The sequence below is a fragment of the Methanobacterium sp. genome (genome assembly GCA_039666455.1).
In the GTDB taxonomy this organism is placed as follows: domain Archaea; phylum Methanobacteriota; class Methanobacteria; order Methanobacteriales; family Methanobacteriaceae; genus Methanobacterium_D.
The window spans coordinates 30,787-45,029 of sequence record JAVSLW010000027.1; the positions used below are offsets into that span (position 1 = coordinate 30,787).

Genomic DNA, 14,243 nt, shown 5'->3' on the forward strand with positions numbered 1-14,243 from the left:
TCTCCAGTTAATTATTTAAACCAAGATCTATTTCCTGTGATAGTTTCCATGCTTCTTCAAACATTCTTTCAATCTCTTCAATTGACCTTTGATCCTTATAGATCACCCCAACTTCAAAACTCTCGTATATAGGATCTGTGGATATTATCAAACCATTATCTTTATCTGAAACAATTGCCACAGTATGAACATGGGGCATGGTTCTTATTTTAACATTATTTTCCATTAAAAGCTTTATAAGTTCGACTGAGGCGTCATCATCCAGACTTGCCTCCTGTAAAATTATTTTACTTTCAGTTTCCATAAATCTCTTTAAAATGCTGATATCTATGTTACGAACCCATGGATACATCATCAATACTTTTTTACTGGCCTTTAAAACAGTGTCCTGCATGGTGCCCTGCACGTCTTTAGAATCAAATGACCATATTATGCCTGGATCTTTAGATTCGGATTTAATTTTATTTAAGGTTCCTTTAAAAGAATCAAGGCGTTCTTCAATTAAATTTTCAATGTCTGAAGTGTTTTTAAAGTAATTTTCTTTCAACCGGTTTAATCTGTCCTTTACATAATGATCTTTAGTTTTATCGTCCTTCACACTTTTACTCACTGAAGGAGGTGTTTTTACAGGTGCAGCTTTTTTTTCTTTATGAACCACTTCTAACTTTTTTGCTTTATTATCTAATAGGGATTTAGTAGAAACGGGCTTTATCTCCGGGGGAATGATCTCTGGTTTATTTTCCGGAGCTTTTGGAGCTTTTTGGATACTGAAATCAGGCTTTTTATCGACTAACACCCTTTTAGGTTCAATTTTTTTAGAAACAACCGGTTTTTCTGGCGCCTGCTTAATATTCTTCTTTTTATCAGTGATCAATCTTTTAATAGGGGATTCTTCAGACTTTTTTGAAACCTTTGGCTTTATTTTGTGGAGGGGTTCAGGCATTTTTTTAGGTTTAATAACGCTTTTGGTACTCTCAGCCGATTTTTTAGATCTTAAAACCTTTTCAGGCGGGGTTTTAAATTCAGCCATACTGACCTTACTTCCAAAAATAATAACTGGCAGCGCCCCTAAAACTGTAAGAACTAAACCTATAAAGAAAAATGAGATGCTGGGAGGGGTTTTAAATCCATAAGACATTGCATAAAAACCTCCAATAACTAACACCACTCCGAAAGCTGCAAGAACTATATTGATCATTTGATGCCTCCAATTATATCTTCTTTTCATCCATTATAAACATTGCTCTTTAATTCTGCACTTTTAATATAATATCTGCTGCCCTATCAGTTCCATTATACCTGGAAAATTCTTTTTTAATATTATCTATTTTCCTTATTAAATCTTCATCCTTTAAAATATTACTTATATCCTCTGCAAGTTCTCTGGGGTTAATCCTATTTATTTTTCTTACATAGGAAATTCCATATTTTTTCATGGCCAACGCATTTTTAAGCTGTTCAGAATGGTTTTCAACAGGCACAATAATGCTTGGAATACCAATTGAGGCAATTTCCATGGTTGTAGTGTGGCCGGCAAGGCTTACTATGACATCAGAAATTTTCATCCATTCTGTGATATTTTCTAAAAACTTCTTTTTTATTATTTTATCTGAATCTGGAATAAAATCAGGATCAATCTGGGGGCCGGTTATCATTATTATTTTATCGCAGTCTATTTCTTTGGATGCCTCATAGATGATCTTAAGCAGCTTTTTTCCAAATTCACTCCCTCCAACAGTGACCAGAACTATTTTTTCATCCTCTTTAAAACCTGATTTTCTCCTGATTTCCTTTTTATCCCCTATTTTATCAGGGTCCTGTTTAAGAAATGGCCCTGTGAAAATGGTTTTTTCCTTTAGCTTGGGAGGTACTTCTATGGAATTTTCAATATCTGGAATTAAAATAGCACTGCACAGCTTTAAAACATCCTTAATAAATCTTTTAAGCCCATTTTCAAGGTATTCCATTGTTTTTTCATCAGGATAAAGTCTGGAAAAGTTAAGGGTTAATTCGTTGGTGACCATGATGCATGGTATTCCCAGAACTTTTGCGGTTATAGGGACAGAATAATGTGCATCTGCAACAATAACGTCTGGTTTGAATTTTTTTATTATTTTTGATTCATGATATATACTTTTAAGGAAAATGAAAGGAGTATCTATGGATTTTCTGGCAGTGTACTTAATATCAAACCCCTCGTTATCTCCATAGAATTTAATATCGGGCAATTTAGCTGTTTTGTACTTTCCCTGCGCTTTTAACCTTTCATAGCCAGATCCGTAACTTGCAAACGCCACCTCCGCGTTTCTTTTCTGAAGTTTCTCTGCAAGGGCTATAGAGCGGGATATATGTCCCATACCTATGCCGCAGGGCATCATAAGTACTTTCATGTTGTTCTGGCCTTTAAATGTATTTTATAAGTGAAATTTAAGTCCTATTTCTGGCTTTTAATGTGTATTACTATTTTTTGAATTAATAAGGGGTTTTTGATGAATTAAAATGATAAAGAAAATTTATCATGTATTATAACAGTTTTTATATACTATTAAATAGAATATCATAATGAGGTGTCTTACAATGGAGTTTATAAGAGATGAAGGGGGACAGGGAGCGGCGGAGTACATTTTGCTTTTCGGAGGAGTGATTGTTATTGCAATACTTGTATTATTAATTTACAGAGATTATATAAAAACCACTAATCCTCTTAATGCTGCTGGAGACTTAGATAAAGTTAGAGCAAATATGCCTACTAATTAATCGTTTTTAATATCTTATTCACAGGAGTTTATATAGCTAATAAGGTTCTTTAATAAGTCAGCAGACCCTTCCTCGTTACTTAAACTCCATGCAAACTTGTTTATTAAAATGTTTTTCTGGTCTTTTGTCTGGTTGTTTATGTGGTACATTATTTTATTGAAAAGAGAATTAATGTTATTTATTTCAATTTCACCATTTAAATCCTTATTCTTTAATTCTTCTATTTTCCCCCTGAAAATAGACCTAAGCCTGTAAAATGCTTCTTTTACTTTTGATGAGTCTTTACTTTCCAGTTGATTGATTAAAAGTCCTATTTCTAACGGATTATTTTTCATCTGGCCGAATATGAGGCCTTCTGCCTTTATTGACTGGATCCTTTTCATCCCATCGTAAATATCGAAATCATAGCCTGTAATATAAATTTCACCCTCCTTTAAAAGGTTCATTAATATTTCATTCAACGTTTTATCAGATACAGATCTGCCTGATTTCTTTCTAAGCACTTCAAGAATCTTTCTTTTAGAAAGTTCCTTTTCCTGAACTATTTCCAATGTTATTCCCCTTAGATTATTTCCAGGCATAGTCCTCACGCTTTGAATTTTATATGTGAGTATATGCACAAAGTAGTATAAAAAGTAATTGTGTATGTGAGAACAATAACTCACTGGAAATAGAATTTAGTTTAAAATGGGGTGATATAAAAAATAATAAATCATATTATGGTCTAAAAATATTAAAAAGGTATTAACACATATTTTATATATGAGTAAATTTATAAAAAACTATATAATGAAACTGGAGGTGTTGTGTTATGGAATTTTTGAAAGACGAAGGTGGACAGGGAGCAGCTGAATACATATTATTATTTGGTGGTGTCATCGTTATAGCGATAGCTGCATTGTTGATCTACCAATCTTACTTCACTGGTCAAGGTTTCGATTCTGACCAAGATATAACATCAGTAAGAGCCAATCTTCAAGGTTAATTAAACTATATGGAAGTTACATGTTAGACGAAAAAGCTCAAATAAGTGCTGAAATGATCCTCTTAATGGGAGCATTACTGGTGCTTGTTATTGTAGCAGGGAACTGGATAGTCGATATTTCAAAATCGGTTGCAGGGAATGTGTCTGATGTAGTTGATTCTGCAAAGAATTCAGCGATTAATAAGATGTAACTTCCAGCACTTATTTTTTATCTTTTTATTTTTGGTCATAGCATAAAGGAGGCATTAATATTTTTCTAAATGATGAATTTGGTCAGGGAGCAGCTGAATATATTTTATTATTTGGTGGTGTTATTGTTATTGCTATAGCTGCATTATTGATATACAATCAATACTTCACCACTCAACCAGCGTTTACCGATGCAGATTTACAATCAGTAAGATCTAACCTTCAAGGTAGTTAATATTTATAATAACGTTAGTATTGTGTAGCTTTCCACACAGTTACTCTTTTATTTTTATAAACTGATTTAAAATATGTAGAATTATCTTTTTCAACTATGAGTTTCATAAATATGGAATTTTCAAAAGTTTTATTCATAACTATGGCTTTTTCATCATCCATAAGCAATACAACACAAAAACTGCTTTTTTTGTCGGAATAACTCTTTTTTACCTCACCATTTTTAATTATCATTGAGCTGTATGGACTTTTATCCTCCCATTTTACATTACCAGTTTTTAAATCCATAAATACATCGTTACTTGTGTTTAAGAATGACTCATGTATTTTTATATTACCGACTGAATACAGGGAATCACTTTCTTTTACTTTATTAAAGTCCCAATTACCAAATTTAAAAATCCATTTTCCAGTAATTATCATCTTATCGTGGGTTACAATTACAAATGGTTTCGGATTGTCTGGATGTGTGTAATTTAATATATTTTCAGCCTGTTTTTGATTTAAATCATAATCATTTATAAGAATATTTTTAGCAACTGTCTTATTAACTCCTAAAACGCGGTTTAAAATCTCAACACTTTTAGTAGTATTTTCGGTGTATTCATCTAAAGTTAGGTAGGCTGCATCTCCACTTGTTGAAAGCATTCTAAAAATACCGAAGGATAGGCTCTCATTACTTGTTGAAAAAGCCCGATTTATCCAGTAATCCCTTGAAGTGTTTGGAGATTTACCTTCAAATGTAAGGGGACTTTTATCAAATTGTCTTACAGGTAGAGTTTCAATATATGCTGATCTTCCATCAAAAACAACAGGACGGTTTGCAGTGGCCGTAAAAAAATGACCAAAACTCCAATCTGAAATAATTACAGTATTAGGGGAGGTATTATTTTTAATCCACTCTGCGCTATTAAAAAGGTCGTCATTTGCAGCAGGAATTAGGGCTTTACTGCTTGTAGGGACGTTTAGAATTGGGAGAACAATTAACAAAAGCATTATTGAAATATAGAAAAATCTTTTCACATTTTTCTTTATTTTTAGAGTTTTTAAATAATCCACAAAAATTCCAACTGTAATACCCGTGCTTATTGTAAGTGGAGGTATAAGTAACATAATAAATCTTGCACCCTTAAAAAGTGCTATAAAGCCGGATAAAGTCCATAAAACAAGGAAAATGTAAAAGAACCGGTCAATATTATTTGAAAGCCGTTTTTCAAGTGAGTTTTTTATTAAGATTCCTAAACTCAGAAATAGTCCTGAAATTCCTAATCCAAATAAAATTGGGTTTGTTTGAGTTATTATTTCATTTGCAGATGGTTTTCCAAGTTCAAAAATGGATATGTAAAGATCGGGGAAGGGAGCCCATATGTTTTGAGTTCCTATTAATTTTATAAACTCAAAAAGGCCTGCAACCAATTTGAAAATATTTAAAAATCCTGTAAAGATCCATATTAAGCTTATACTTCCCAAAAAGAATACAGCAAAGGTATAATAAATATTTTCTACATTTTTATCCTTTAATTTTCCATGTAGGATATAGAAAACAGAAGAAAAAAAGAGCATATAAAATAGATACTGCCATCCATTCCATGCCATTGAGAATAAAAACATGGAAAATGCTGATAAACCTGCAAAGATCATCCTTTTTCTTGTATTTTTACTTTGAATGGCTTCAGTAAAAAACAAAACCACCAGAATGGAAAATAAAATTATGAACATGTCAGTATCAAACCAGCCAGGAACACTCCTTGTAAAATAAAAAGGAGACATAACAGCTAAAAATCCTGCAGCTAAACCTCCATAAGCATTGGTAAGCCTACTTACTAAAAAATATGCAGGAATTCCGCAAAGAGGTGCAATGAAAACAGGAATCCAGAAACAAACTATTAGCAAGGAGGTATTGCTAAATAAATTAACTAACTTGTAAAAAAAAGCTGTGATATAAACAATTAAAGGGGGATAATCCATAGGAACGCCAGGAGGATAATAAGAATGCAGATCCCATTCTCTGCCATTTATTTTAGTATCCCCAAGATAACCATGATCCAGGTAATTTTTAGTTAATCTGTAATTGTAATATGAATCAATCTCATACATATAGGGGAGATCGTTTTGATCTTTATAGAAACTTTTTTCATTATCTGGAATACCTGAAAGATGAATTGATCCTGCTCTAAGAGTAAATCCCAATACAAAAATAACTAAAATAGCTATAATGGTTATTATTGTTTCTTTTTTTAACATAATTGGTCATTTCCAGATTATATGCTCAAATTAAAGTTGTTTAGAGTGTTATTGTTTATATCATTAATTAATACGGTTTTATTTTGTAGATAGATGTTAGATAGATGTTAATATATTCTGGTGTTTCCATATAAATCCTCTTGTATCTCCGTATTGTCCATCTAAATATCTTCCATTAGAGACGTTTCGTCCCGTCATCCATGCTACTTTTTCAGTTAATTCATTTTGTGCCCATATAACATCGTTTTTTCTCTATAAAATTTATCTAAATCTTTTTTTTGCATTTATACTTATTAACTCATCTTTTCATATAACGTTATTTTTCCAAACTTTTCAATTGGTTTATATGATGTTAGATTTAATCCGTGTCTAATACTGAAGTAGTAATCAACACTATTTTCATTCAGTTTATTGTTATATGCTATATTATCCTGTGAATTTGGATTGTAGCCCTTTAGTTCATAAAAATATTCGTTTCCATCCTTAAGAATTGGCATAGGAGTAACATTCATTTTTAAATACCAGCTATAATGTGGCCAGTAAAAGTCAGCATAGATAATTTTAGTTTTATAAGAAGGATCATAGTTTTTTAGCCAGTTGCTTGAAATTATAACGTTTTCTGTATCTGGATCTTCCATTGGCAAGCTGTTTAAAAAACCTATAGTTGATATAAGGATCATAAATATCAAAATAGGAGATAAAATTGATTTAAAATCTATATTTCTAATTTTAATATGTATTTTGTCTGAAATTCCGTTTAATCCTAATATTAAAAAATATGCAAATGCGGGAGCCATTAAAATAAAATATCTATCTACTTTAATCGCAAAAATGCTATGAAATATGAAATAAATCATAAACCATGATAAAAAGAGCAAATCAATGTCAATATTTGCGTTAGATCTTTTTAAAAGTTCGTATGATATGTATCCTATTAAAAGGAATAAAATTTCACTTAGTATAATAGATTTTTCACCGAATGCAGCGAAAAAAATGATGATTAAAATGATAAATGCGATTAATTTTATTTTTTTGAATTTATTCGCTTTTTTAAACTTAATTAACGGATTAAGGCCCTTTATTTCATTAAAATTTTTAATCAGGTAAATAATAATTCCTGATAATATAATTAAGATTATAAAAGTACCTGTTATCCCTATATTATGTGTTAAATTGCTTAAATAGTAAAATATTTCTGGATTGTAAGCAAAATGCTCATTTGGATCTATTTGTTGAGCTGTGCCAGAAAAAGAAATAAATGGAGAGATAAAATTGAGTTTACTTGAAAAAAATAAGACAGATATTAAAGTTAAAACTGATATCAAAATTCCAATTATTATATCATTTAATTTTTTTATATGTTGCCTATTTATTAGCAGATAAAGTCCTATAGGCAATATAATTAAAGCTGCAAGATATCTTGTTAAAAATGCAATAATCAGGAGGGGGAATGGTAAGTAGAAATATTTTGAATTCTTTTTAACAGCTAAAATTGTGAAATAGAGGGCCCAGATTGAAAATGAAACGCTTGCAATGTCTGTATAACCTGCACCTATCCATATAATTACAGCAGGAAATGTTGCAAATAGTAAAGACCCTAAAAAGCTCATAACGGGATTAAAGCACAAATTAAATAGTAAATATAATCCAATTATACCAAAAATAAATAAAATTCCGTCAATAAGTAAAATGATGGTTTCTGATACATAATCAAGCCTGAAAAATATGGATGTTAAAAACGATAGAAATGGGGGTCTGGCTAAATCAGAATATCCTATGCCTTTTCCAGCAAATTCAAGTGCATTTGCAAGGAAATCATAAGTATCCCATCCTGGGCCGAGATTGATTTGAATTGTTGTTATATAATAAGTAATTAAACTTACAATTATTAGTAGTATAAACAAGAGTAATGATTTGTGTGTTTTAAAGTTATTTTTATTGTTAAGCAAAAAATCACTTCTCATCTTTTTTTGCATGCTACTTAAAATAGTATTCTTCATATCGGAATCATAGCTATAAAATTCATTTTTCTATATTTCTAGTTCTATACGTAATCTTTTGTGGGAGATAAATAAATCATCCAGCTAATTATCTATTTACATTCTACTTACTGTTAATTATTTGCAATAAAAATATGATGTGATACTCTGTAATTTTTGAGAGTTTATATATTAGTTATTTGATCTTTTAGGATATTTTTAGTATCGGGAATTCCATAAATATATAAAAATAAGTTTATATTTATGCAGAACTAGGAAAATATGGCTGAAATAATAACTAATTCAATGATTAACTCTTTTTTAATATTTTATCATTTTAAATAATAAGTTTTGATATATTACTAATTTTCAAATGTCAGAACATAAATTGGGTTTACTAAAATAGCTTTTTAAATTATACACTCGTAAAAATTTAATTTTTGGATTTTTTACAATATACATCTAAAATTTGATTAGAAAAAACATAAATACTTGTGAGTAATAAACTTTTAATAGGATTAAAATTGTTCTTTTCGATAATAATAAGTATCGAAGGAATAATAATTGTAATAATCATGCCAATTCCGTTAATTTGCCATAAATATGATAAAAAACGAATAAAAAGGGAATAAAACTGAATGAAGTTATACTATGAGTGATTGTAATGATTATTTCAATAATAACCATAGGAGAATGAGAATACAATGCCATTTTTAAAAAACATTTTAGGTTCTGGGAATATTCCAAAGTTTAGAAATATTTTAGGGCCAGATACTAAAATTAGTGGAAATCCCAGGATTCAGGAAAATGTAACTATTGGCGTGAAATATAAAATAAGATCTAAATCTCCGATTATTGGGGAAAATGCACTCATTCGTTCAAATACAGTCATATATGATGATGTTAACATAGGAAACGATTTCAGGTCAGGTCATGGTGTCGTAATTAGAGAAAAAACCAGAATTGGTAATAATGTCCTTATAGGAACCAATTCAGTGATAGAAGGAAATTGTGACATAGGAAATGATGTTAGCATCCAATCAAATGTTTACATCCCAACAAACATGCTAATCGAGGATTATGTTTTTATTGGTCCATGTGCTTGTTTTACCAATGATAGATATCCTATAAGAATTGATTTTGATCTTAAAGGGCCAACCATCAGAAAGGGTGCATCAATTGGTGCAAATTCAACATTTTTATCAGATTTAGAGATTGGAGAAGGCGCAATGATAGCTGCCGGGGCAATTGTTACAAGGGATGTACCTCCATTTTACCTTGCAATAGGTGCTCCTGCCAGACTTAAACCTCTTCCAAAGCATTTAATGGTTCAAAATAAAATTTAACTTATTTATTATTTTTAATAGCACTATTGGAATAATTTTTAAGAATAGAAACTATTTTTTTCGACGTCCCTTGCTTTATAGGTGCTTTAATGTTCTTCATTTTATCTAACTCATGTTCATTATCAAGTAAATCAGTTATAGTGCTAACAATGCTTTCATAGCCTGTTCCAATCAGCATATTTTTCCCTATATCTACAAGATATTTCCATTCGGTATTTTCTCTTAAAATCAAACAAGGAACATCTAAAATCCCTGCTTCTTCCTGTATTCCACCAGAATCTGTCATTGTGAATTTTGAATTTGTCAATAATCCTATAAAGTCTTTGTAGCCGAGTGGTTCAGTTAATAAAATGTTTTTGTTTATTTCAATGTCATTTGATTCAATTATCTTTTTTGTTCGAAGATGTAATGGGAATACTATTTTTATTTTATCTGCAATTACATTTATTGCACTTATAATTTCTTTAAGTTTATCAGGATCCGTATTTTCCTGTCTGTGGATTGTTAATAAAGCATAATCCTGTTTTTTTAGATTCTTTTCTTTTAAGCTATTTGAATCGAAGAAATTGACTATGCGTAAACAGGCGTCCACAGATGTGTTACCTACAAGGTAAACCATGTCTTTTTCTATTCCTTCCACCGCTAAATTTCGAGTAGCATCTTCATCTGGTGCAAATAAAATATCAGAAGAGTGATCAACTAAAATACGATTTAATTCTTCAGGCATTTTTTTGTCAAATGATCTACAACCTGCTTCAACATGTACTACTTTAATATTGAGCTTTGAAGCTGTAATTGCGCCTGCAAGGGTGGAATTTGTATCTCCCTGGACAACTACAATGTCTGGATTCTCCTTTAAAAGCACTTTTTCAATTTCCATCATCATTTTCCCGGTTTGTGCAGCATGTGTTCCAGATCCAACCTTCAGGATATAATCACAATTCCGCAAGCCTAATTCCTCAAAAAAGATTTTGTCCATATTATATGAGTAATGCTGCCCTGTGTGAATTAAAATGTGGTCAAATTCTTCATCAAGTAGTGGGATAAGGGGAGAAAGTTTAATTATCTCAGGCCGGGTTCCAAATATTGTTGCAATTTTCATGTAGATTAATTGGAAAAAAATATAAATAAGCCTTTCCACAGCATTATCATGAAAATATCAGTGATTATTCCAATGTACAACGAGGAAGAAAATGCCTTGAATACTCTTTCTAAGGTAAACGATGTTTTAAAAGATTATGATGATTACGAAATCATTGCAGTTGATGACGGCAGTGCTGATGATACTTTTAAATTAGCCAGCGAATTCGCCTCTAAAAATAATGATATTAAAATTTTACAGCATTCTGTAAATGTGGGGATGGGTAGGGCTATAAGAACAGGATTTGATAATTCAAAGGGAGATATAATTGTCACCATTGATGCAGACTTAAGCTACAAACCTGATCATATTCATAGACTTGTAAATGAGCTTATAAATGATGAAACAGTTGATATAGTGGTGGGATCTCCATATATGGAAGGGGGAGGGGTTAACAATGTACCTCCTTTCAGGTTATTTATAAGCAAAGCAGCAAATAAGTTTGTAGGATTTTCAATGGCAGAAAATCTTAGTACAGTTACTGGAGTTTTACGTGCTTATAGGAGAGAAGTCGTTGATTCTTTGGAGTTAGAATCAAATGGTACAGATATTAACCTTGAAATTCTGTCAAAAGCAAGTGCAACAAGGTTTAAAATTAAAGAAATCCCTGCATTGCTTGAAGGTAGGGAATTAGGCCAATCAAAATTGAAGTTCAGGGCTAAAACAATATCACATGTATTATTTTCATTTTATGAGAAACCTATAATGTTGTTTGGTGCTATTGGGATATTTTTATTATTTATTGGATTAATAAGTGCAATATATTTATTTTATGAATATTTAACAGGTATTTTAGATCCTACAAGACCTTTAATGCTATTTATGGTATTAATGATACTTTCAGGGATACAAATATTGATTTTTGGATTTGTAGCAACTCAAATAAGTCTTCTTAAAAGGGAAATATACATAGTTCAGAAGGAAAACAGATTGATTAGAAAAAGAATGAAATAATAATCAATTGGATTATATTGCAAATCATGTGGAGACCTGAAATGAGTAAAATCAAAGTTTTAATGATATCTTGTTTATCATTAAAAGGATTATATGATGGATCTATAGTTAGAGGTGTGGATACGTATGAAGAAAAATTAAAATCACATCTTTTAAAACGCAATGATATAGAAATACATTTAATAGAAATTGGCAGGGAAAATAAAAAATTCAAAAAGAGTAATTTATTTATTCATGTAATAAAAAAAGGAAGATTAGCTAATGTTTTATATTTTCCTGTACTTTTATTTAAAATGAACCACAAAATAAGGGATATTAACCCTGATATTATACATGTTTTCTCAACAGGCTGTATTTATGGGATGCTGGCATTAATTCTCCGTAAAAAGTACACATCACTGGTTACTGCGTATGGCATTATAGCAAAAGAAGCAAAACATTATAGGGCAGACTATAAAGGAGATTTCAGAAAATATTATGCACACATATTCTTTACATTGCCTCGGAAGGTTTATGAAAGATATATTTTCTCTAAAATTCCAAATGTAGTGGTTGATTCAGAATCTATCAAAGAATTAGTTAATTTCTGGACAAATTCTAAAATATATGTTGTTCCTGCAGGTGTGGAGTATGAAAAGGTTAAAAGAATAGGTAGGGCATGTGATTTAAATGAAAATCCTGATATTTTCTTTGTAAATAACCTGCAAAAAATTAAGGGTGCAGATATTTTAATTAAGTCTATTCCGTTAGTTATGGATTCTTTTCCAGATGTTTGCGTTTATATTGCAGGTATTGGACCTCAAGAAAATAAATTAAAAACTTTAGTTAAAGAACTAAATTTAGAGAAACAGGTAAAATTTTTAGGATTTATTTCTGATAAAGAAAAATATCAGTATTATAGTACGAGTAAAATTGTTGTTATTCCTTCAAGATGGGATTGTCAGCCAGCAGCATTTTTTGACGCAGCAGCTTTAGGTAAACCAGTAATAGCATCAGATATGTCTAATCCCGGGGTTTTAATCGATGGAAAAACAGGTTTGATATTTAAATCTGAAAATTTTGAGGATTTAGCAGTTAAAATAAAAATTTTATTGGGAAATGAAAAAATGAGAGAAGATATGGGAATAAAAGCTCAAAAAAATATTGCCAAATATGATTGGGATGAAGTTGCTGCTCACTATTTTAAGATTTATAAAGAAATAATAACGAATTTTAACAATTAAAATCCCTTGACTTTAAGCTAACTCGAACATCCATTTATTAAAATATTTATTTCAACTTTCTTCAATAATTTGTCTTATAGACTCTAAAACAAGATTAATCTGAGTTTCAGACATTCCAGAATAAAGAGGTACTGAAACAGTATGTTTACCAACAAATTCTGTTTTTGGTAGTATTCCTTCTTGATAGCCAAATAATTTTTTATAATATGTAAACACATGGACTGGAGGATAGTGAATACTTGTCTGTATCCCTTTATTTTTTAATTTATCCATTAAATCATTTCTGGATATTTGTTTAGAAAGTAATATTGGAAAAATATGGTAAGAAAAAGTGCCCTTATACTTATTAAATGGAATCACTATTTCCGGAATTTTTTTTAGGTTTTTAATATATTCTTCAGTTATAATTTTTCTTTTTGAATTGTTGTCATCTAGTTTTTTTAGCTGGACCAAACCAATGGCAGATGCTATTTCATTAATCCGGTAATTGAATCCAATATCAACAACATCATAACTGTATGCATGACCCTTATGTCTATCCCATGTTAATGTGTTCATACTGTGGGATCTCATTATTCTTATTTTTTGGGCGAGATCGTTATTATCAGTGACAATCATTCCTCCTTCACCAGTTACTATATTTTTATTGGCAAAAAAGCTGAAACAACCGATTTCTCCTATCGTACCACATTTTTTTCCTTTAAGTTCTGCACCGGGTGCGTGAGCCACATCTTCTATGATTTTTAAGTTATGATCATCTGCAATTTCGGCAATTGCATCCATATCACATGGATAACCTCCATAATGGACTACTATAATGGCTTTAGTTTTACTAGATACTTTTTCTAAAATACTTTCTGGAGAAATGTTAAAGTCTTCTTTACTTGTTATATCTGCAAAAACAGGTTTAGCTCCACAATATAAAACGGAATTTGCAGTAGCAACAAAAGTTAGGGATGGAACTATTACTTCATCTCCTTTTCCTACTCCAAGGACTTTATTGGCTATATGTAATGCGGCAGTGCCATTTGAAACACCAAATGCATTTTTTGCCCCTAAATACTCAGCAAATTTAATTTCGAATTTTTGAGTTACAGGACCCATAGAAAGCCATTTGGATTTTAATACATTTTCCACACTTTTAATTTCTTCTTCGCCAATATCAATATCGGATAATGGAACTTGCTGCAT

The 14,243-nt window shown here is 30.7% G+C and carries 14 protein-coding genes; 7 read left to right on the forward strand and 7 right to left on the reverse strand.

Going from position 1 to position 14,243, the window contains the following annotated elements; genetic code table 11:
• Positions 1 to 7 precede the first annotated feature (7 nt).
• Positions 8 to 1,198, reverse strand: coding sequence for a hypothetical protein (locus PQ963_07140; GenBank protein MEN4029435.1), 1,191 nt, complete (start codon positions 1,196 to 1,198; stop codon positions 8 to 10).
• Between the two features lie 49 nt (positions 1,199 to 1,247).
• A complete protein-coding gene (locus PQ963_07145) occupies positions 1,248 to 2,390 on the reverse strand; it encodes a UDP-N-acetylglucosamine--N-acetylmuramyl-(pentapeptide) pyrophosphoryl-undecaprenol N-acetylglucosamine transferase (protein ID MEN4029436.1) in 1,143 nt (380 codons plus the stop codon).
• Between the two features lie 187 nt (positions 2,391 to 2,577).
• Here PQ963_07145 and PQ963_07150 point away from each other — a divergent pair, with 187 nt between their 5' ends.
• Entirely contained in the window at positions 2,578 to 2,757 is a 180-nt protein-coding gene (locus tag PQ963_07150; protein MEN4029437.1) for a class III signal peptide-containing protein, read from the forward strand.
• A gap of 14 nt (positions 2,758 to 2,771) precedes the next feature.
• Here PQ963_07150 and PQ963_07155 read toward each other — a convergent pair whose 3' ends face one another.
• Positions 2,772 to 3,308, reverse strand: coding sequence for a hypothetical protein (locus tag PQ963_07155; GenBank protein MEN4029438.1), 537 nt, complete (start codon positions 3,306 to 3,308; stop codon positions 2,772 to 2,774).
• Positions 3,309 to 3,568: 260 nt separating this feature from the next.
• Here PQ963_07155 and PQ963_07160 point away from each other — a divergent pair, with 260 nt between their 5' ends.
• The 3 genes from PQ963_07160 to PQ963_07170 are packed head-to-tail and all read left to right on the forward strand — an operon-like array spanning position 3,569 to position 4,166.
• Positions 3,569 to 3,742, forward strand: a complete 174-nt coding sequence (locus PQ963_07160) for a class III signal peptide-containing protein (GenBank protein ID MEN4029439.1) — start codon at positions 3,569 to 3,571, stop codon at positions 3,740 to 3,742.
• Between the two features lie 20 nt (positions 3,743 to 3,762).
• Complete coding sequence (locus tag PQ963_07165) at positions 3,763 to 3,933, forward strand: class III signal peptide-containing protein (protein ID MEN4029440.1); 171 nt, start codon at positions 3,763 to 3,765, stop codon at positions 3,931 to 3,933.
• A 53-nt stretch (positions 3,934 to 3,986) separates the two neighbouring features.
• Entirely contained in the window at positions 3,987 to 4,166 is a 180-nt protein-coding gene (locus PQ963_07170) for a class III signal peptide-containing protein (GenBank protein ID MEN4029441.1), read from the forward strand.
• Between the two features lie 14 nt (positions 4,167 to 4,180).
• Here PQ963_07170 and PQ963_07175 read toward each other — a convergent pair whose 3' ends face one another.
• Together PQ963_07175 and PQ963_07180 are read right to left on the reverse strand one after the other, a co-directional pair.
• On the reverse strand, positions 4,181 to 6,409 hold the full coding sequence (locus tag PQ963_07175; protein ID MEN4029442.1) for an STT3 domain-containing protein: 2,229 nt from the start codon (positions 6,407 to 6,409) through the stop codon (positions 4,181 to 4,183).
• Between the two features lie 293 nt (positions 6,410 to 6,702).
• Entirely contained in the window at positions 6,703 to 8,358 is a 1,656-nt protein-coding gene (locus PQ963_07180; GenBank protein MEN4029443.1) for a glycosyltransferase family 39 protein, read from the reverse strand.
• 734 nt (positions 8,359 to 9,092) lie between these two features.
• On the opposite strand from PQ963_07180, the gene PQ963_07185 reads away from it, so the two are divergent.
• Positions 9,093 to 9,734: a DapH/DapD/GlmU-related protein gene (locus PQ963_07185; GenBank protein MEN4029444.1), complete on the forward strand. Its 642-nt coding sequence runs from the start codon at positions 9,093 to 9,095 to the stop codon at positions 9,732 to 9,734.
• A gap of 1 nt (position 9,735) precedes the next feature.
• Here PQ963_07185 and wecB read toward each other — a convergent pair whose 3' ends face one another.
• Positions 9,736 to 10,836: a UDP-N-acetylglucosamine 2-epimerase (non-hydrolyzing) gene (gene wecB, locus PQ963_07190; protein ID MEN4029445.1), complete on the reverse strand. Its 1,101-nt coding sequence runs from the start codon at positions 10,834 to 10,836 to the stop codon at positions 9,736 to 9,738.
• A gap of 48 nt (positions 10,837 to 10,884) precedes the next feature.
• On the opposite strand from wecB, the gene PQ963_07195 reads away from it, so the two are divergent.
• Together PQ963_07195 and PQ963_07200 are read left to right on the forward strand one after the other, a co-directional pair.
• Positions 10,885 to 11,829, forward strand: a complete 945-nt coding sequence (locus tag PQ963_07195) for a glycosyltransferase family 2 protein (GenBank protein ID MEN4029446.1) — start codon at positions 10,885 to 10,887, stop codon at positions 11,827 to 11,829.
• A 41-nt stretch (positions 11,830 to 11,870) separates the two neighbouring features.
• Positions 11,871 to 13,052 carry a glycosyltransferase family 4 protein gene (locus PQ963_07200; GenBank protein ID MEN4029447.1) on the forward strand — a complete coding sequence of 394 codons (1,182 nt, stop codon included), beginning with the start codon at positions 11,871 to 11,873 and terminating at the stop codon, positions 13,050 to 13,052.
• A gap of 51 nt (positions 13,053 to 13,103) precedes the next feature.
• Here PQ963_07200 and PQ963_07205 read toward each other — a convergent pair whose 3' ends face one another.
• On the reverse strand, positions 13,104 to 14,243 hold the full coding sequence (locus PQ963_07205; GenBank protein ID MEN4029448.1) for a DegT/DnrJ/EryC1/StrS family aminotransferase: 1,140 nt from the start codon (positions 14,241 to 14,243) through the stop codon (positions 13,104 to 13,106).

Bases quoted from the DNA above. Each gene is read 5' to 3' on its own strand.
- PQ963_07150 (MEN4029437.1), top strand. From the start codon at position 2,578: ATGGAGTTTATAAGAGATGAAGGGGGACAGGGAGCGGCGGAGTACATT.
- PQ963_07160 (MEN4029439.1), top strand. From the start codon at position 3,569: ATGGAATTTTTGAAAGACGAAGGTGGACAGGGAGCAGCTGAATACATA.
- PQ963_07165 (MEN4029440.1), top strand. From the start codon at position 3,763: ATGTTAGACGAAAAAGCTCAAATAAGTGCTGAAATGATCCTCTTAATG.
- PQ963_07140 (MEN4029435.1), bottom strand. From the start codon at position 1,198: ATGATCAATATAGTTCTTGCAGCTTTCGGAGTGGTGTTAGTTATTGGA.
- PQ963_07205 (MEN4029448.1), bottom strand. From the start codon at position 14,243: ATGCAGCAAGTTCCATTATCCGATATTGATATTGGCGAAGAAGAAATT.
- PQ963_07200 (MEN4029447.1), top strand. From the start codon at position 11,871: ATGAGTAAAATCAAAGTTTTAATGATATCTTGTTTATCATTAAAAGGA.
- PQ963_07185 (MEN4029444.1), top strand. From the start codon at position 9,093: ATGCCATTTTTAAAAAACATTTTAGGTTCTGGGAATATTCCAAAGTTT.
- PQ963_07145 (MEN4029436.1), bottom strand. From the start codon at position 2,390: ATGAAAGTACTTATGATGCCCTGCGGCATAGGTATGGGACATATATCC.
- PQ963_07175 (MEN4029442.1), bottom strand. From the start codon at position 6,409: ATGTTAAAAAAAGAAACAATAATAACCATTATAGCTATTTTAGTTATT.
- PQ963_07195 (MEN4029446.1), top strand. From the start codon at position 10,885: ATGAAAATATCAGTGATTATTCCAATGTACAACGAGGAAGAAAATGCC.
- wecB (MEN4029445.1), bottom strand. From the start codon at position 10,836: ATGAAAATTGCAACAATATTTGGAACCCGGCCTGAGATAATTAAACTT.